Annotated in this window: 14 protein-coding genes; 9 read left to right on the forward strand and 5 right to left on the reverse strand. The window is 60.9% G+C overall.

The features are described 5' to 3' along the window. Positions 1-52: 52 nt before the first annotated feature. Both KQI84_11635 and KQI84_11640 read right to left on the reverse strand, forming a co-directional pair. Positions 53-964, reverse strand: coding sequence for a hypothetical protein (locus KQI84_11635; protein MCB2155528.1), 912 nt, complete (start codon positions 962-964; stop codon positions 53-55). Between the two features lie 104 nt (positions 965-1,068). Continuing rightward, on the reverse strand, positions 1,069-2,361 hold the full coding sequence (locus KQI84_11640) for a nicotinamide-nucleotide amidohydrolase family protein (GenBank protein MCB2155529.1): 1,293 nt from the start codon (positions 2,359-2,361) through the stop codon (positions 1,069-1,071). Between the two features lie 92 nt (positions 2,362-2,453). Between KQI84_11640 and KQI84_11645 the strand changes: the two genes are divergently transcribed. Continuing rightward, the gene (locus KQI84_11645) at positions 2,454-3,671 is read left to right on the forward strand and encodes a molybdopterin molybdotransferase MoeA (GenBank protein MCB2155530.1); all 1,218 of its coding nucleotides are present in this window, start codon (positions 2,454-2,456) and stop codon (positions 3,669-3,671) included. 3 nt (positions 3,672-3,674) lie between these two features. Here the strand turns inward: KQI84_11645 and KQI84_11650 are convergent, their stop codons facing one another. After that, entirely contained in the window at positions 3,675-9,770 is a 6,096-nt protein-coding gene (locus tag KQI84_11650; GenBank protein MCB2155531.1) for a PAS domain S-box protein, read from the reverse strand. A 21-nt stretch (positions 9,771-9,791) separates the two neighbouring features. After that, entirely contained in the window at positions 9,792-10,619 is an 828-nt protein-coding gene (locus KQI84_11655; protein MCB2155532.1) for a PHP domain-containing protein, read from the reverse strand. A gap of 369 nt (positions 10,620-10,988) precedes the next feature. Between KQI84_11655 and KQI84_11660 the strand changes: the two genes are divergently transcribed. From KQI84_11660 to KQI84_11695, 8 genes are all read left to right on the forward strand, one after another. Beyond that, entirely contained in the window at positions 10,989-11,855 is an 867-nt protein-coding gene (locus KQI84_11660) for an XdhC/CoxI family protein (GenBank protein ID MCB2155533.1), read from the forward strand. Then, entirely contained in the window at positions 11,852-12,034 is a 183-nt protein-coding gene (locus KQI84_11665) for a hypothetical protein (GenBank protein MCB2155534.1), read from the forward strand. Before KQI84_11660 ends, KQI84_11665 begins: the two co-directional genes overlap by 4 nt. Further along, positions 12,031-12,813 carry a glycosyltransferase family 2 protein gene (locus KQI84_11670; GenBank protein MCB2155535.1) on the forward strand — a complete coding sequence of 261 codons (783 nt, stop codon included), beginning with the start codon at positions 12,031-12,033 and terminating at the stop codon, positions 12,811-12,813. Before KQI84_11665 ends, KQI84_11670 begins: the two co-directional genes overlap by 4 nt. Beyond that, a complete protein-coding gene (ispE, locus tag KQI84_11675) occupies positions 12,810-13,697 on the forward strand; it encodes a 4-(cytidine 5'-diphospho)-2-C-methyl-D-erythritol kinase (GenBank protein MCB2155536.1) in 888 nt (295 codons plus the stop codon). Before KQI84_11670 ends, ispE begins: the two co-directional genes overlap by 4 nt. A 130-nt stretch (positions 13,698-13,827) precedes the next feature. Continuing rightward, complete coding sequence (locus KQI84_11680) at positions 13,828-14,442, forward strand: penicillin-binding protein activator LpoB (protein MCB2155537.1); 615 nt, start codon at positions 13,828-13,830, stop codon at positions 14,440-14,442. A gap of 66 nt (positions 14,443-14,508) precedes the next feature. Beyond that, a complete protein-coding gene (locus KQI84_11685) occupies positions 14,509-15,828 on the forward strand; it encodes a hypothetical protein (protein ID MCB2155538.1) in 1,320 nt (439 codons plus the stop codon). Between the two features lie 5 nt (positions 15,829-15,833). Then, positions 15,834-16,262, forward strand: a complete 429-nt coding sequence (locus KQI84_11690; GenBank protein MCB2155539.1) for a YcfL family protein — start codon at positions 15,834-15,836, stop codon at positions 16,260-16,262. Then, positions 16,160-16,654 carry an ASCH domain-containing protein gene (locus KQI84_11695; GenBank protein MCB2155540.1) on the forward strand — a complete coding sequence of 165 codons (495 nt, stop codon included), beginning with the start codon at positions 16,160-16,162 and terminating at the stop codon, positions 16,652-16,654. The genes KQI84_11690 and KQI84_11695 overlap by 103 nt, the downstream gene beginning before the upstream one ends. Positions 16,655-16,657: 3 nt before the next feature. Here KQI84_11695 and KQI84_11700 read toward each other — a convergent pair whose 3' ends face one another. After that, positions 16,658-18,547: a bifunctional homocysteine S-methyltransferase/methylenetetrahydrofolate reductase gene (locus KQI84_11700; protein ID MCB2155541.1), complete on the reverse strand. Its 1,890-nt coding sequence runs from the start codon at positions 18,545-18,547 to the stop codon at positions 16,658-16,660. Positions 18,548-18,571: the final 24 nt, after the last annotated feature.

Genomic DNA, 18,571 nt, shown 5'->3' on the forward strand with positions numbered 1-18,571 from the left:
TCATTTGGCGGGGGAGATGTTTTTGGGGAAGCGCTTCTTCCGGACTGACTGATCAGTCCTCGCGCTGCAGGTACTCGCGATAATTCCGGATTTCCTGCTGGGCCTTGATCAGGTCGTTCCTGGCCAGCGAAATCTCTTCGGCCCGCAGCCGTTGCTCGGCCCGGGTGATGAAGAAGATAGCGGACTTGCCATATTCGGGATCATCCGTATGACCGGCGTGAATCAGAACCTTGGGCGAGCGATCGCGGCCGGGATTGGCCTGCGAGTATGCCAGTTCGATCTTGCCGATCGAGGTCGGACGCCACAGGTGGAAGACTTCGCGGCGTGGCAGGCTGTGCCGAATCAGGCGGGGATTGCGGCGCAGACGGTCGAACGTCGCCACTTCGTGCCCCTCCGAGTCGATCACGCGAAGGTAGTGCAGATACGCATCGCCCCGCTGTACCTCAAAAGACAGCGCACTGACCTCCTGCGGGCAGTCGTCCTTATCAAAGGTGAACTCCTCGTTATCGATCAGACCATCCGAGACCTGTCCGCGCGCGATCTGGTTCCACGTGTAGTTCACCAGCGTGGAATGCATCTCATCGCGCATCTTCAGGTAATTTGTGATCGTCCGGAGCAGCCCAAAAACCGCCTCGTCGTTGTAGGCCTTCGGGTCGTCGTCGCTGAGCGGGAGCGCGTTGAGCCCCTGGCCGATCAGCGCCGAGCAGTCGCTGAGGCTGAACGGGGGGAGCACATCGAATGGAGTCGGCGTCGCGACAGGTGTCTGCGTCGGCGAAGGACCGGCCACCGGGCCTGCGTTGGCGGTCGGTGTCGGCGTCGGCGTGGCCGCGGCCCGAATGACCTCTGCCGTCTCGCGCGGAGTGTCCGGGACCTGCGCCAAGGCGAGTCCGCCCGCGACTGCTGCGAGCAGCAGTGCCGCTATGGCTAGCGCAGGATGTATCCTTTTGGCGCCCGGGAAAGGCATGAATCGCTCCACTCGCCAAGGAGTCTGGGGCTGTTTGGAAACGACTGTCACGACAACGGCAAGGAAATTCCCAAGATTTAACTAAATACTCGCCAACTGAGAACTTACTTCCCATCCACTCGCAAATCAAGCCCTTCCAGCCATCGATAAAGCATGTTCAGGGCCTGTGCCTCGGACATCTGGCGAACGCGAGCCCGCCCCCGGGGGAACCAGCGCTTGAACGCCTCTCGACGCCCGTTTCGGTCCGCCAGTCCAAACCAGACTGTGCCAACGGGCTTTTCTTCCGTTCCGCCGGTCGGGCCGGCGATCCCGCTGATCGAAACGGCGACGTCCGCATTGGACTCCTGGAGCGCGCCCGCGGCCATTTCCAGCACGCAGGCCTCGCTGACGGCTCCCTCGGTCTCCAGCGTCTCTGCCTGTACCCCCAGGCGGCGGCGCTTCGAGTCGTTGCTGTAGCAGACGATGCCCTCGACCAGAACGGAGGAGGCATTCGGCACGGCGGTGATGCGCTGGGCGACTCCGCCGCCGGTGCAGGATTCTGCCAGGGCGATCGTCTTGCCGGCCTCGGCGAATCGCTCCACCACGACCTCTTCGATGGTGGTTTCCTCGCCGTCTTGGCTGAAGACGGAACCTTCGGGCAGCAGCGCAACGGCTTCCTTCGCCAGACGATCGACGGTCTGGCGACAGATTGCTTCATCATCACCCGTGGCCAGGATTCGGACGCGAATGTGGCCGGGCCGGGCCAGCAGGGTGAACTCCGCCGTCGGATCGCTGTCGAACAGGGCATGCAGCATATGGTCGACGGTCGATTCCGGGAGCATCCCGACATGCAGCGTGCGCAGCACGGTTATGGAGCGGGATGGGAACGCGGGGAGAATCTTCGTTGGCAGGTAACGATCCATCATGGCGCGCCATTCCGAAGGAACACCCGGAAGCGCGACGATGATCGGGCGATCGGCCTGGCCGGGAAGCATGAACGCCGTCGCCGTTCCCCAGTGGTTCAGAAATGGAACCGCACCTCGGGGAATGTATGTCTGGCGCAGATTGCGCTCCGGCATTTCCACGCCGCGACGTTCGAAGACCTCGCGCAGCATCACTTCCGCTCGATGGATGCGGACGAGCTCTTCGCCCGCCACGCGCGCGAGCACTTCCCGATTCCGATCATCATCAGTCGGACCGATGCCGCCCGTCATCACCAGCAGATCGCAACGCCCGAACGTTGAACGAATCGCCTCCTCGACTGCCGAAGGATCGTCAGGCACTGCCTCGTGCCCAAGAATCCGAAAGCCAAATCCGGACAAGAGCCGGGTCAGGTTCATCGCGTTTGTATCGGCATATAGGCCCTGGGTGATTTCCGTTCCGGTACTGAGAATACGGGCCGTTGGCTGGCGATTCATGGTGGGATCCTTGCGAGAGTCTGACTCACGGAGGTTGCGCTCCACCGCAACCTGGGGCAAGGAGCTTGCCAACATAAAGAACGAGGAACGCAATGCTGACTTACGAGGAAGCGCTCGGCAAAATCCTGGGCATCGATTGGGAAATCGGGACGGAGCGCGTTGCGCTGCTGGAAGCCGGAGGCCGCCACATGGCCGCTTCGGTGCAAGCGCCGTGGCCGCTGCCGCGATACACCAACTCCGCAATGGACGGCTTCACGGTGCGCTGCAGCGACATCGAAGGCGCCACACCCGACACGCCGGTGGACTTGCCGATCGCCGGCGAGAGTGCCGCGGGCCATCCGCTCGATGGACCCATCGAGCCTGGCACCGCCGTCCGCATCAGCACAGGCGCACAAATTCCCGACGGCGCCGACGGCGTTGTGCCGACTGAACTCGTCGATGTGAAAGGCGAGCGCGTCGTCTTTCGCCAGCCCGCGACGCCGGGGCGCTACATCCGGCGCCAGGGCGAAGATGTTGCGGAAGGCGCGAACCTCTTTGGCCGTGGCAAGCGACTCGATCCGGCTACGCTGGCGTTCCTGGCGATGTACAACATCCCGGAAGTCGAAGTCCTCCGCCATCCGCGCGTCGCGATCATGACAAGCGGCGATGAAGTGAAGCACCACGGAGCGGAGCTCGGGGAAACTGACATTGTTGGCGTGAACATCTACTACCTGGAGCAGGAGTTGCGCGCTTTCGGATGCGAACCTCGGATCATCGGAATTGCTCCGGATGAACCTGCGAAGTTCCGCGCCATGTTCGAAGAAGCAGTCGATTGGGGAGATGTGATCGTTTCGACTGCCGGAGTATCCGTCGGCGAGCACGACATCGTGCACGAAGTCCTGCGCGATATGAAAGCCGACATCTTGATGTGGCGATCGGCCGTTCGCCCGGGCAAGCCGCTGCTTGTTGCAACCATCGGGAAAAAACCGTACTTCGGCATGCCTGGCAATCCCGTCTCTGTTTGCGCGAACACGGAGATCTACCTGAAGCCCTTCCTCCGTCAGGCCATGGGGATCGCACCGATTTGCACGCCGCTGGAACGCATGGAACTCTTGGTCGATTGTCCGCGCGATCGCGGGCGGTTGTTCTTTGTCTACGCGCGGGCCGCCGTTGTGAATGGGAACTGGAAAGTCGAGCCGCTCGGGCATCAATCGTCCGGCAATCTCTCCAACGCGGCGCATGGGAATTGCCTGATCGTGTTAGAGCCCGGCGACGAAAAGGTCAGCGCAGGCGAAATGGTCGATGTGATGCGAATCGCAGTTGGGAAGTGAGGCTCAGGTCAGTCCGAAGCCCATGATTGTGATGTCGTCGTTCTGACTGAAGTCGCCGCAGTGCGCCTTGATCGCCTTGTGCAGCATCGGAATGGCATCGGTAATCGGCTGATCGGCGTTCTCACTCAAGGCGTCCAGCACGCGTTCGATTCCGAACTCCTGGCGCAGTTCATTCTGCGCTTCGTTCACTCCGTCGGTGTACAGAAGCACCTTGTCGCCAGACTTCAACTGCAGCGTCTGCTCTTTGTACTCCGCGTCAGACAGAATTCCGATCGCTGGGCCTGTTTCGTCATCGATCGCCTTCGCCACACCGTCAGAAACGACGATGGGGCCGGGATGACCGGCGAGCGCATAACGGAACGTCCGCGTTTCCAGATCGAGAATACCGTAAAGCACCGTGAAGAACTGGCTGATCTTGATCGAGATTGGAAAGCGCTCGTTCAAGTGCCCCAGCACTTCTGCCGGCGACGCGATCACGCGCCCCTCGGGGCCTTCGTGACGAACAATCGAGTCTTCGTCGGTTGCTGCGGACAGCACCTGGCTGAGCGTCATGGACAGCAGCGCCGCCTGCACGCCGTGCCCTGAAACATCGAGGATATACAACCCCAGGTGCCGATCATCCAACGGGATCACGTTGAACATATCGCCAGCGACTTCGTAGCATGAATCGAAGACCCACTTGAACTCGACGCCCTTCGCCTTGGGCGGTTCGCTCGGCAGACGGGATTGCTGCACACGTGCCGCGGCGTCCAAGTCTTCCTTGATGCGGGCGTGGGCGCTGGTGACTTCGCGAAGCTGTTCGGCCAGTTCCACTTCCAAGTCGAACACGCGCGTGCCGACGTTCATCTGGGCAAGCAACTCCGGCGCGTCGAACGGCTTCGTCACGAACGCGTCCGCGCCGGCGCGCATTCCCTCGAGCAAGTCCGTGCGTTCCGCCTTCGCCGTTAACATAATGATGTAAAGGTACGTGGTGCTCTCCAGCTTGCGTGCATGGCGACACAATTCCAAGCCGTCCATCTTCGGCATCATCCAGTCCGTGATCAGGAACGTGATGCCTGTCTCCCGTTGCAGAATCTCCCACGCTTCCTCGCCATCGGAAGCGATCAGAATTCGGAAGCCCCACTTGTCCAGGTACTTCGTCAGAACGCGACGCGAAACCGGATCGTCTTCGGCGACAAGAACCGAGTGTGCTTCCCTCGCCTTCTTCATTGGCGCTTCTTCCGACTCCGTCACTTCATTGGGACGGATTTCCCGCCGGTAGCTGTGGAGGCCGTCCTTAACCGCTTCGAATTCGCGACGCGCGGATTCTTCGCTCTCTGTCGCCTGCTTCCAGCGTCCGTTCGAGACGTTCGTTTCCAGTTGATCCAGCAATCGCGCCAACTCTGCTGCTCCCACGTTGCCCGCGGCGCCACGCAGCGAATGGGCAGCGCGCAGCAGCGTGCTCGCTTTCTCCGTCCGCATCGCGTCGCGGATCTGGTCCACCAGGCGCTGTGCGCTCTCCAGGAACAGATCGATCAACTCGACCTCAAACTCGTGATCGCCATCGGCCGTTGTTTGGATGGCCACCACTTCCCGGCTCGTCTCATGAGCCGGCGGTGCTTCCTCTTTCGCGATCAAGGCCGACTCCTGCTCAGGCAGGTATTTCTCGATCGTGGCAAACAGCGTATCCTGTTGGATGGGTTTGCTCAAGTAATCGTCCATCCCGGCATCGAGGCACCGTTCGCGATCGCCCTTCATTGCCTCGGCGGTCATGGCGATGATCGGCGTGTGCCGCTGGCCCGCTTCGCGCCGACGAATCTCCGCCGTCGCTTCAAAGCCATCCATCTCGGGCATCTGGCTGTCCATCAGGACGATGTGATAGGCAATGTTCTCCAGCGCATCGACGGCTTCGAGTCCGTTCGCGGCAGTATCGCAGCGATAGCCGGCCTTCTCCAGCATTCGTGCAGCCACTTTCTGGTTCACCGGATTGTCGTCGACAAGCAACACGCGGACGTTGTCGCGACGCGGCGGGCGGGAAGTCTTCTCTCGCGGCTGCTCCACTCCGCGATCGGGTCGCCGCATCCCGAGGACCTTCAGAATCGTATCGTACAGGTGCGACTGCTTGATCGGCTTTGTCAGACAAGCATTCACGCCGCGGGCAGCGAGTTCTGCGTCCTTCCACTGGCGCCCGATCGATGTCAGCAGGACGACCCTCAAGTCCTTGATCTGCGGATCGCCAAGAATCTGGCGCGACAGCATGATGCCGTCCATGCCCGGCATCTGGTAGTCCAGGATGGCCAGTCGGAACGGCGTGCCTTTCAAGATTGCGTTGTGAAGTACTTCGATGGCCGCCGGGCCATTGCTGACTTCCTCGCAATGACATCCCCACGCCGTCAGTTGCTCGTTCAGAATGCGGCGATTGGTGGCGTGATCGTCGACGATCAGCACAGGCATATCGTGGAGTTCCGCGGGGCGTTGTTCTTCCGTCGATTCGGCCGGCTTGTCGAACACGATGTTGAAGAAGAACTTCGAACCCTTCCTCGGAACGCTCGATACGTTCACATCACCGCCCATCGCCTCGATCAGTTGCTTCGAGATCGCCAGTCCAAGACCGGTGCCGCCAAACTGGCGCGTCGTCGAGCTATCGACCTGTGAGAAGGACTGGAACAGGCGATCCATCCGGTCTTCGGGAATTCCGATGCCTGTATCGCGCACCTCGAAGTGCAGCTTCACATCCTGCTCGCCCTCGTTCTCCAGCGTCACTGCGATCGTGACTTCGCCCTCGCGGGTGAACTTCACGCCATTGTTGGCGAGGTTGAGAAGAATCTGGCGCAGACGTCCCGGGTCTCCCATTAAGCGCCGCGGTACGTCTGGATGAATGCGGACGTGGAATTCGATGCCCTTCTCCGAGGCGCGCTGGGCCAGCAGATCGCCGACCTCTTCGACGCACTGGCGCAGATCGAACTCGATGATCTCAAGCTCCAGCTTGCCTGCTTCGATCTTCGAGAAGTCGAGGATATCGTTGATGATTGTCAGCAGCGACTCACCGCAGTTCCGCACGATGCGGGCGTATTCGCGCTGATCCGACGTCATGTTCGTTTCAAGTAGCAGACCCGTCATGCCAAGGATGCCGTTCATGGGCGTGCGAATCTCGTGGCTCATGTTCGCCAGGAACTCGCCCTTTGCACGCGAGGCATCCTGAGCGGCATCGCGCGCATCGGCCAGTTCTTCCGCCTGGCGCTCGAGTGACTTCGCCTGCTCCTGAATGCGATCGCGCGCTTCCTCGACCTGCTGCAGATAGATGCGCACGCCCTCTTCGGCGCGTTTGCGTTCGATGGCGTTCGCGATCTGCGTCGAAACGAAGCTGACAACGGCGAGGTCGTGTTCCGTGTAGTGGGCCTTATCCGTGTAGCTCTGCACGGAGATCATGCCGATCACTTTGCCCTTCGAAATCAACGGCACGCCCAGCCACGTCTTGGACATGCGGCCGACGAGATCCACTTCGCCCTGATCGATGAGCTCGCGAATTCCTTCTTCATCCACCAGCAGCGGCTCGCCCGTTCGGAGCACGCGCGCCGTCATTGTCTTCGCAAGCTCTTCCTGCGAGTACATCTCCTGCACTTCCGGCTGATCGCGGTCGTAGGGGAAGCTGATCGTTCCTTCTTCAGGATTCCAAAGCGCCACGAAGAAGTTCGACGTGTCGACGATCTTGCTGAGCGATTGGTCGAGCGAACGGAAGAACTCCGCCAAGTCCGTTGCGCTGCTGCCAGCCTCCGCGATTTCATAGAGGACAGCGCGCAACTGCTCCTGGTGCTTGCGCTCGCTGATGTCCTCGACGGTTCCGACAAAACCAAGCCGCTCGCGATCCTCGGCCACCATCGGTGTCGCGCGCAGCATCACCCAGCGCGTCTCTGAACCACCGCCGGTTACGAAGCGGCACTCTTCCGTCAAGCGTCCGACGCCGCCGTCGACAAATTCCTTCCAAGACCACAGGATTCGGTCGCGGTCTTCCGGATGGATCGTCTGCGTCCAACCCTCGCCCAGGCACTGCTCGAGTGTCAGGCCACTGATTGCCTGGAAACGCGCGTTCGTGTAGGTGCATTGGCCTTCGGCGCTGATCTGGATTACACCGATGGGGGAGGAAGCGCTGAGGGAGCGGAACGTCTCCTCACTCTGCTGCAGCGCCATCTCGCGCTCGATATCGGCCGTAATGTCGCGTTGAATTCCCACAAAGCCCACGACTTCGCCGCTCTCTTCCGTGATGGGCGAAATCGTCAATGCCGCGTGATACAGCGACCCGTCCTTGCGCCGATTGATCACGCGATTGCACCAGATTTCGCCCCGCGTGATCGTTCCCCACATCTGGCGATAGAGCTGCTGCGGCGTGCGATCGCTCTTCAGGATGCGTGGATTCTGGCCGATCGCTTCTTCCGCTTCGTAGCCCGTGATCGCTGTGAAGGCCGGATTCACCTGGTGGATCGCACCGTCCAGTCCCGTGATCACAACGGCATCGGCGGCGGCCTGCAACGCGTGAGCAAGCTCGCGATTCGCGTTCTCAGCCTCCTTGCGCTCTGTGATATCGCGGAGGATGCACTGGAACCCGGTTGCCTTGTCGCCATCCATCATCAGCGTGGCGCGCTGCTCGATCCACTTTCGAATCCCGGAGCGCGTCTGGATCGGGAACTCCATTGTCGTTTCGCGCATGCAGTCGAGAATCTGCCGCCGATAGGCTTCCCGGACGCGCGCTTTCCATTCGATTGGCAGCAATGTACTGAACGGCCGGCCGGTCAGGTCTTCCTCTTCGTAACCAGTCAGCTTCTGGGTGGCAGGATTCGCGTAGGTGAAGTTCCCATCCAGATCCGTCGTGTAGACAATGTCGCCCGCTTCTTCGATCATCTGGCGATAGCGGCGTTCATTATCGCGCAACGCATCTTCGTACTGCTTGTGCTCGATGGCGCGCCCGATCTCGCCGGAGACGAACGACATGATCTCCACATCGTGATTCGTGTAGTGAATGCTCTCGGAGTAGCTCTGAACGACCATGACGCCCAGGACGCGCCCCTTCACGATCAGCGGCACGCCCAGCCAGCTTTCCGGGGCCGTTCCAACCTGGCGGACCTTCTCGGCCTTCACCAGCGCCAGGTACTCGCCCTTCGTCAGCAGCCAGGCCTGGCCGCTTGATGCCACCAGCGACGTCAGGCTGCCTTCCATGTCGCGCGGTTCCGGATTATAGACCTCCGGATCGTTTTCATCCACACCATATGGGAACCGGAACGTGTTCTCGTCATCGGTCGAAAGGGCGAGGTAGAAATTCGTGACGTCGATGATGGTGCCGAGCGACTCGCGGATCGACTGGTACAGTGCCCGCATGTCCTCCGTCTGGTTGACGGCTTCCGAAATGGAGAGAAGCGCCTTCTCGATCGCTTCCGCGCGCTTGCGGTCGGAGATGTCGCGGAAAATGCCGGTGTAGGTCACCTGGTCTCCGACGCGCAGTTCGCTGACGTCGAGTTCGATCGGGAAGTTCGTTCCATCCGCACGAACGGCTTCCACCTGGCGGCTCACGCCGACCGATGCAAACTCACGCGTGCGAATCTCGCCACTGATGCGGCTTTCGCCGGAATCGTTGTCCTTCTCCAGAATCCCCGGAATCAGATCGCGCACGCAACGGCCGGCGGCTTCCTGTCCCGAGTACCCGAAAATCCGCTGCGCTGCGTTGTTGAAAAATTCAATTTGCCCGCTCTCGTCGAACGTAATGATGCCGTCCGCGGCCGTGTCCACGATCGCGCGAGTACGCGCCTCGTTGATGGCGATCTCCGCCGTTCGCGCCTGCACGCGCTCCTCGAGTTGAACGGTGTGGGCCTGAATGCGCGAATGACTGCGGCCGAGTTCCCCGAAGACCAACCCCAGAACGATCGGCAACGAATCGATCAGCCACAGTAGCGGCGTGCGCGCCTGGACCTGCAGGAAACTCCCGAGCGAGTACGACGCATTGTTCAAATGCGTCGCCAGCAACGTCGCCCCGACCGGAAAGCACAGCCCGAACCCCACGCCCAGCAGCGTGTAAGTCAGGATCGTCTTTCGGGGGCGAACCCTTTCGGGAAGATTCCCGTTCAACGTCATCGTTTCTCCCAAGACCGCCCGTCAGCGGGCGTCCAAACGCTCTTTCACGCGCAACCATGCGCTGGTATCCAAGCCCCACTGCCCCAGGATTTCTTTCCGATCGCCCAGTGCACCGTGGCAATCGGAGCCGCCCGTCTTCATCAGGCCGTACCGGTCGGCGATGTCCAGCAGCCGCAGACTGTCCGCCTGGCTGTGGCAACTGTGCCAGACCTCGACGCCGTCCATGCCCATCTTCTTCAGGTCCGGGAGCATGTCAAACTGATCCCAAAGGCCCGGATGCGCCAGCACCGCCAGGCCATTCGCCTCATGGATCACATCGATAATGAACTGCGGGTCCACCATCATTTTGGGGACATCGCCCGGCTTGCCATTTGCCAGGTACAGGTCAAACGCCTGCTGGTAGCTCTCGACATGCCCGGCTGCCACCAGGGCCTTGGCGATATGCGGGCGACCAACGACCCCGCCATCGCAGGATGCCACGACCGCGTCCATATCCAGAGGGGCGCCGCACTCCGCGAGACGCTCGCCGATCTTGCGCGCCCGGTCGGTCCGGGCCTGCACGAACTTGGTGCAGTGATCGACCAGCGCGGGCGAATTCTCGTCGATTCCATAGGCGAGGACGTTCAGCTCCTGCTTCCCAATGTAGCAGGTTAACTCCGCTCCGGTCAGTACTTCAACGCCCAGTTCGTTGCCCTTTGCACGGGCCTCCGGAACGCCATCGACGCTATCATGATCGGTCAGCGCCAATACCTTCAATCCCGCGGCCTTGGCGCGCTCCACAACCCGTGCCGGGCGGTCCACTCCATCGCTGGCGGTCGAGTGACAATGCAAGTCGGCAATAATTCCCACAGTAAGCAACTCCTCAAGATGATCGGCAAAACCCGAAGTTACCCACTCGGCCAGCCAGATGCCAAGCCTGACTTTCCCGGCCCCGGTGACTTAGCAGGGGCTACACTTCCGGACCTCACAGAGCCACCAGCCCTGGCGGCACGTCCCATTGACAGAACTGATGGTCTGCCGTTCTGTGAAACGTGAGATAACTGAATGCCAAGGCCAGAGGGCGAACTGAAGATCTTCGATAAATGTCAGGATACCCTCTGATAATTGGCTCCACCGGATCTTGTGAATCCTGTAATCCTGTCCATTCTCCCCTTGGTCCCTTGCCGCCCGTTGTGCTTTCCTCAAAACCCCGTCTGGGGAAGGAGTTTGAGTACGCCCATGAACCAACGTTTCTATGAGAAAATCGTCGAATGGACCCGCCAGGGGAAGCGCATCGCGGTCATCTCCGTGATCGAGACCAAGGGGTCCACACCGCGCAAGCCGGGCACGAAGATGCTCGTGACCTCCGATATGGAGATATTCGGAACCATCGGCGGCGGATGCGTGGAGGCGGACGTCATTTTCGCAGCTCGCGATGTGTTGAAGACCCTCGTTCCGCGGGTTGTCCGCGTCGACATCAAGGCCAAGTCCGCCGAAGAGATGGACATGCTGTGCGGCGGCGAAATCTCACTCTACGTGGAGCCCGTTATGCCCGATTTCCGACTCGTCATCTGCGGCGGAGGTCACATCTCGAAGGCCCTCGCGCACGTCGCCACGGGGCTCGACTTCCACATCTCGGTGATCGACGACCGACCGCAGTTTGCGAACACCGATCGCTTCCCCAGCGCGGATGAAACGCTTGCCGCGCCCTACGAGAAGCTGGCCGAGAAGATCGAACTGACACCCCAGACGTTTGTCGTGATCGTGACTCGCGGGCACCTGGGCGACGAGGCTTGTCTGCGGCAGGTTCTCAAGACGCCAGCGTGTTTCATCGCAATGATCGGCAGTCGCTCGAAGTGGGCGAACATCAAGAAGAACCTGGCCGCCGATGGCTTCAAGAAGAAGGACCTCGATCGCGTACACAGCCCGGCCGGTTTGGATATCGGATCGATCACGCCGGAGGAAATCGCCGTCTCCGTGATTGCTCAGGTCATCCAGGAACGGGCACGCATGATGCGCGAAGGATTCCCCGTGACGGCGAAGCCGCCGAAGCGGCTGCCGACCTCGAAGAAGGCTGCAAAGAAGACAGCGAAAGCGAAGAAATGACCGGTGAACCCCAACATGAGCCCTCGAAGCTGGCGTCCGATCTGCGTCTGATCGCCGTCTTCCTGATGGGTTTGTCCATGGGGATTTGCCTGATGCTGATCTACACAACGTGGCGAGAGCGCAACTCGCCTCATCCCGCCAGCCCACCGCCCGCGGCGGAACTGGAGCACACCAAGTGACTCGCCAGAAGCTCTCCGTCCTGATCCCTGCCGGAAACGAAGAACGCCACATCGCCGACTGCATTGCGTCATCGCGTTTTGCCGACGAAGTCGTCGTGGTCCTCGATGCCGCCAGCAGTGACCGCACGCGCGAAATCGCCGAGGAGAAAGCCGATCGCGTCCTCGTGCATGAGTACGTCAACTCGGCCGCGCAGAAGAACTGGGCGATCCCGCAGATGAGTCACCCGTGGATACTGGTTGTGGACAGCGACGAACGCGTCACGCCCGAGCTGCGCCGCGACATTGAACGCGTTCTCGAAGCCGACGGCCCGCACGATGGATATCGCATTCATCGGCTGAACCATTTCATGGGCAAGGAAATCCACGGTTGCGGCTGGCAACGTGACGATGTGTTGCGCCTCTTCCGTCGCGACCGCGGCCAGTACGAAGAAAAGCACGTACACGCCGACATCATTTTCCCAGATGGCAAGCCATCGAGCGTCGGGAATCTTGAGGGCCAGTTCCTCCACTTCACGTACGAAGATTTCGACAAATACCTGAAGAAGTTCGTGCGCTATACGGAATGGGCAGGCGAGGATCGCGCGCGGAAGACTCCAAAGGTCGGTTGGCGCCACCTGGCGCTCCGTCCCGTGTGGCGCTTCTTTCGCCAGTTCGTTCTGTTCAAGGGCTATCGCGATGGCAAGACCGGCTTTGTGATCTGCATGATGGCAGCCTTCTCTGTCTTTCTGAAGTACGCCCGCGTTCTCGAAAAACGCCAGATGGAGGAACGAGAGAAATGACGGATCATCTGACGCTGTTTGCGCCCGCGAAGATCAACCTGCACCTGGATATTCTGAAGCGCCGTGCCGATGGGTTCCACGATCTTGCCACGGTGTTTCAGGCGCTCAGATGGGGCGATGAACTCAAGATCCGAACAATCGATGGCGAGCGCGACGAGTTGAAAGTCACCGGTCCTTTTGCCGGAGACGTGCCGCACGACGAAAGCAACCTTGTCCTGCGAATCGTGGATCGAGCGCGAGTCGAACTGAACATCGACCAGCGCGTCAGCATCGATCTGCGCAAGAAGGTTCCCGTGCAGGCCGGCCTGGGCGGCGGCAGCAGCGATGCCGCAGCGGCATTGATCGGATTCGCCGAGCTGTCCGGCATCAGCGCCGAGGATCATAGACTTGTCGATATCGCGGCCGAAGTCGGCAGTGACTGTGCGTTCTTCATCCGCGGAGGGACGCAGGAGGGCTGGAGCCGCGGCGAGGAACTCGCCGAGTTGCCACTCCGTCACGAGTTCGGCATTGTCGTTGTCGTCCCCAAGGTCAAGATCTCGACGCGCGAGGCATTCGAGTCACTCACTCCGGGCGACCTTGGTTTGCAGAGCGACGTCGACGGGTTGAAGAACTGGCTTGCCGCACCGGAAACGCGGTTTCTGCCAGATGTACACAACACGTTCCTCGCACCGCTTTGCAAACGGCATCCTGAGATCGCCAATGCGCTGGACGAACTGAAGGAACTCGGGGCACAATGGTCGCAACTCAGTGGAACCGGTTCCGCGTGCTTCGGGATTTTCCCCGATTTGAAGACGGCCGAGAAGGCAGCGTCGGAGTACTCTCTGCCTGCGCAGATTTTGCAGGCCTGCGAGCCTTGGCTGGCGGGCGTCACGTTCCACGCGTGAAGGCCAATGCCGTCTCGCGCGAACAATCTTCGGGAACTGGGGACGAGTCTGGTTTGTCGGACTACTTGGGAGCACTGCGTTAGGTGATTGGCTGATTCAGCCCACCAAATTCCTCGGGCGAGGTTTTGTCATGGCAAAGAACACTGTGAAATATGCGCTTAGCAGCTTATTGTTAATCCCTCTGCTTCTGGCTGGATGCGCGAAAGAATCTTTTGAAATCCGCGATGTGGACCCCGGGAAAGCTGGCGAAGTGCGGTCCCTCGGGCCGGAGAGCCAGGACGTCAAGCGCGTGGCCGATCTGATGATGCGATCGCTGCTTCAGTCGTCGGCGATCCAGAATTCTCCGAATGCACCAACGATCGCGATGTTGCCGATGGTCAACAATACCCGTTACGCGTTCAACAAGGAGGTCTTTACGACGCTGCTGAAGGCTCAGTTGAACCGCGACTCGGATGGAGCAATGTACTTCATCGGGCGCGACGCGATGGAAGACATCGAAGCCGAACGCGACGCCAAGCGCGCTGGCGAAGTCGACTTTGATCCGGATCGCGAAACACGTACTGTTGCCGGCGCCGACTTCTTCCTGAAAGGCCGCGTCGACGGCCTCTCGACCGCCAGCCGCGAGGGCCAGTCGGACTACATGGTCTACGCCTTCAAGCTGATCGACGCCGAGTCCGGCATCGAAGTGTGGGAAGACCTGTTCGAGGTGAAGAAGGAAGGCCGCGACGACGTGATCTATCGCTAACCCTGGGAGCGCCGGCGCCTTGCCGGCAAGTCGTGCCTGAACGACGATTCCCAAGGAAAACGCCTCATGCTTCAGCCCCGCACACATCTTGCCGGCTTCCTCGCCTGCTGCGCCTTGGCCTTGGTGCTCCTCTCTGGCTGTGCCGTGCGTTATCAGCAGGGCCTTCCCCCCGGAATGCAGGGCGTCTTTGTGCCGGACACGTATCAGGGTCGATTCATTGAGCTCGAAACGGAGGGCGAACGGAACTGGGTTCTGAATCTTGATGAACTCGCTCTTCAGGCGTTGAAGAATGGGGATCACGACCTGGCCAAACGCGCACTCGACGAAGCGATACTCCTGATCGAGATCATCTACGGCGACAGCGATCAGGCTCAACGCGCACGGACGCTCTTCTTCGAGGAAGATTCGAAAATCTTCAAGGGCGACCCTTACGAACGCTCGATGACGTATTTCTATCGCGGCGTCCTCTACATGAACGACGCCGATTGGGATAACGCGCGCGCCTGTTTCCGCAGCGCCATCCTGCAGGACGCCTTCACCGAGGAATCACAGAACGCCGGCGACTGGGCGATCTTCGACTACCTGATCGGTGTCTGCGAAGTTCGACTCGGCCGTCCCGACTACGCACAGGAAGCCTTTGCCCGCGCGCAGAAAACGTACGCGGGATTCCGCGATCGGTATTACGATTTATCAGGCGATTCCATGTCCCGGCTGCAGGTCGGGGAGTTCCTTCCGCCCTTCACGCCTCTGGACAATCTGCTAGTTCTCGTTCAGACCGGAACCGCGCCGAAGAAAGTGGCCGAGGGCAACTACGGCGAGTTCCTGGCCTTCCTGCCCGGTCGGGGAACAGGCGGGCGTCCCGACATCTCCGTCGATGGCCGCCCTGCCGGCGCGCCGGTTGTTGCGGATTCGCTGTTCTATCAGGCCGCGACCCGTGGCGGGCGTGAACTCGATGCAATTCTCGGACGCCAGGCGCAATTCAAAGAAGGAACGGAAGCTGTCGCGACGACGAGCGCCTACGCCGGCGCCGTCGTTCTCAACGAAGGACTCCGCCACCGAGACGACGACACCGCGGTGGCCGGCGCGATTCTGCTCGCCGCGGGAATCATCGTCCAGGGACTGTCCGACCTGATGAAACCAAACGCCGACGTGCGTGCCTGGACGACGCTCCCCGATGCGATCGGTGCCTGGCCCGCCATGTTGCCGGCGGGGGAGCACAAAGTTTCCGTCGGATACGGCAGCGGCCCCGCGTCGGCCATCGTCGATCTCTCGAATCCCGGAACAGGATTGACCGTATTGCTCGCTTTCCCGGCGCCCAATCAGACGCTTGTCGCGCCTCAGAAGAAACAAGAATGGATACTCGCTCCAGAAAGGACCGAACCATGAATTCGATGACTGCAAAAAAGTGGGGACGGAGTTTCGCCATCGCATCGCTGCTGCTCATTGCGGTGCTTGCCATCGCCTGTGGGCGCTCGAAGGCTCCCGATATGGCGCGTTGGGATGAAGAAGCCATCTACGCCGCCAAGTTCCCCGTCAACATTCTCGACCCCGACCTGCGCAACAAGGTCGCCGCCGACATGTACGACGCGGAGCGGCTCGACGACGGGCGGATCCTCGTGCGTGCAAATCTGCGCAATTCCACAAAGGAACCGCTTCACGTCGAAGCCCGCGCCGTCTTCAAAGACAAGACCGGTATGTCCACCGGCGACGAAACGGAATGGAAGCCGCTCTTCTTCGCGCCCCAGCAGATTCAGACCTACATCGCCGAATCGCAGAGCACCGAAGCGACCCGCTACACCATCGAGGTCCGGCGGCCGTGAGGCTGAAGCGCATTCAGTTCTGGGGACGGGATGAATACGACGATCACCTTCTTCAGGAAATCCTGGATGGACTGAAGACGGCGACCGTGTGTCCCGCGCGAGAATTCGACGTACCCGCCGGCGAATACGACGACGGCGGGTACGCGGTTGGGGATATTGTGGAGGTCTACGATAACCGGCCCGAGCCGCAGTTGCGCTGCCGAATCGAGATCACAGAAGTCTACAACGTGCCGTTCGGCGACATTCCGGAGAAACTCTGGCGTGGCGAGGCGACATCCAGCGCCGAAGATTTCCGCGATGCCCACCGCCGCTGTTGGCCGGACCTTGACCTGACCGACGACTTCCCGCTGACCGCAACGCACTTCCGCCTTGTGGAAGTCGTGCAGGCCTAAGGCCTACGCCTCGATCCGATCCTTGGCGACTTCGAGCACTTCGAGTGCGGATTCGACGCGGTTGAACGGCGGCATGATGTACGTGCCCTGCACATGCGGCAGAGCTGTCGCGAGTGCTTCGCGTGCGATCTCGATGCCGGTGTCGCGTGCCGTGTCTTTGTCCGGGCAAGCCTTCATACGCTCGCGAATCGCCTCGGGCACCTGCATGCCGGGAACTTCCTTGTGCAGGAACTCCGCGTTGCGATAGCTGGCCAGCGGCAAAATGCCGATCAGGATCGGAACGCCGAAGTCCGCAACGCGTTCGTAGAAGCGCTCGAACAGCGACTGCTCGTACACCGGTTGCGTCAGGATGTACTCGGCGCCGGCATTGATCTTCTGCTTCAGTCGATCGATTTCCAGATCCAGGTCGATCGCGCCAGGATTGGCGCCGCAACCGAGGAAGAGCTTTGTCGGATCGCCCTTCAGCGGATTGCCCGCCAAGTCCATCCCGTTGTTCAGGCGATCGCCGATCTTCAGCGCACCGATCGCGTCCACATCGTACACGGCCGTCGCGAACGGGTAATCGCCGAGCTTCGGCGGGTCGCCGGTGATCATCAGGATGTTGTGAATCCCCAGCGCGTTGGCGCCGATCAAGTCGCCCTGCATTCCAAGCAGATTCCGATCGCGGCAGCAGAAGTGCGCGATGGGCTCGATCCCGCCGACCTGTCGATCAAGCAGCACGGCCATATCCACCGGGCCCATGCGAGCAGTCGCCCGCGGACCGTCTGCGATGTTGATGCAATCCACGCCCGCATCGCGGCACTGAGCCGCGCGTTCCAAAGACCTCGTCGCGTCGGTTCCCACCGGCGGGTCGATTTCGATCGAGACGACAAACTTGCCGGCGCGCAATCTCTCCGCCATGCGAGAGGGAGTTTCGGCGCATTTCTTCGCGACCTTCGTCGAGGCTGTACCGACTTCGATGTGAGGTGTCTTCTCCGCCTCGCCCGGTTGCAGCATCTTGATGGAAGACTTGATCGCCTTAATGTGGCTCGGGTGCGCTCCGCAGGAACCGCCGATCAGAACGGCGCCGTGCTGGATGCCGCGCCGCAGAATCTCCATGAAGTACTCCGGCGTCGACAGGTGCAGCGTCTGATCGTCGTGTCGCACCGGCATGCCTGTTCCGGGCAGCAGCGCCAGCGGCTTCTTCGTGTACGGGCGGACTGCTTCCAACGTTTGCACCAGCGCATTCGCTCCGGGCCCGTCGTTGAAGCCGACAACATCCGCCGGCATCGAATTCAGCGCGCGGCCGATCGCTTCCGGTCCATCGCCGAAGCGTGTTGCGTGCTGCTCATTGATCAACACCAGCGCGACGACCGGAATCTCGGGAGCCAGTTCTTTTGCTTCCGTCACCACCAGCTCAAGCGTCGGCAGGTGGGAGAAGCTCTCGATGAAGAACGCGTCGACGCCGCCTTCGAGCAAGTACTCGAGCTGCTCGCGATAGACGCTGCGCAAGGTCTCCTCGCTCGCGGCGTCGGCGTTGCCTTCGAACTCCGCACCTGGCGGACCGACTGTGCCCGCCACCCAGCAAGCGCCCAGTGCCGCCTGCTGCGCGAGCTGCACCCCGGCGAGGTTGATCTCCCGCACCTTGTCCGCCATGCCGTACTTGGCCAGCTTCAGTCGATGGGCGCTGAACGTGTTGGTTTCAAGCAACTCGGCGCCGGCCTGGATGAACTCCAGGTGGATGCTCTTGACCAAATGCCCTCGGCTGAGATTCAGGCTCTCGAACGAGGTGTTGATGTAGACGCCGCGATCGTAGATCATCGTGCCCATCGGCCCATCGGCCAGCACGACGCGCTTAGCCAAAGCCTCGAGCAGGCTTGGACGTTTCTCGATCGGAGACGGGGAATCGGTCATGGCTGTCAGCCCTTCCGTTGGAAT

The sequence above is a fragment of the bacterium genome, assembly GCA_020444065.1.
GTDB lineage: Bacteria > Sumerlaeota > Sumerlaeia > SLMS01 > JAHLLQ01 > JAHLLQ01.

Coding starts and splice junctions, on each gene's coding strand:
- KQI84_11635 (MCB2155528.1), bottom strand. CDS start 964: ATGCCTTTCCCGGGCGCCAAAAGGATACATCCTGCGCTAGCCATAGCG.
- KQI84_11640 (MCB2155529.1), bottom strand. CDS start 2,361: ATGAATCGCCAGCCAACGGCCCGTATTCTCAGTACCGGAACGGAAATC.
- KQI84_11645 (MCB2155530.1), top strand. CDS start 2,454: ATGCTGACTTACGAGGAAGCGCTCGGCAAAATCCTGGGCATCGATTGG.
- KQI84_11650 (MCB2155531.1), bottom strand. CDS start 9,770: ATGACGTTGAACGGGAATCTTCCCGAAAGGGTTCGCCCCCGAAAGACG.
- KQI84_11660 (MCB2155533.1), top strand. CDS start 10,989: ATGAACCAACGTTTCTATGAGAAAATCGTCGAATGGACCCGCCAGGGG.
- KQI84_11665 (MCB2155534.1), top strand. CDS start 11,852: ATGACCGGTGAACCCCAACATGAGCCCTCGAAGCTGGCGTCCGATCTG.
- ispE (MCB2155536.1), top strand. CDS start 12,810: ATGACGGATCATCTGACGCTGTTTGCGCCCGCGAAGATCAACCTGCAC.
- KQI84_11680 (MCB2155537.1), top strand. CDS start 13,828: ATGGCAAAGAACACTGTGAAATATGCGCTTAGCAGCTTATTGTTAATC.
- KQI84_11685 (MCB2155538.1), top strand. CDS start 14,509: ATGCTTCAGCCCCGCACACATCTTGCCGGCTTCCTCGCCTGCTGCGCC.
- KQI84_11690 (MCB2155539.1), top strand. CDS start 15,834: ATGACTGCAAAAAAGTGGGGACGGAGTTTCGCCATCGCATCGCTGCTG.
- KQI84_11695 (MCB2155540.1), top strand. CDS start 16,160: ATGGAAGCCGCTCTTCTTCGCGCCCCAGCAGATTCAGACCTACATCGC.
- KQI84_11700 (MCB2155541.1), bottom strand. CDS start 18,547: ATGACCGATTCCCCGTCTCCGATCGAGAAACGTCCAAGCCTGCTCGAG.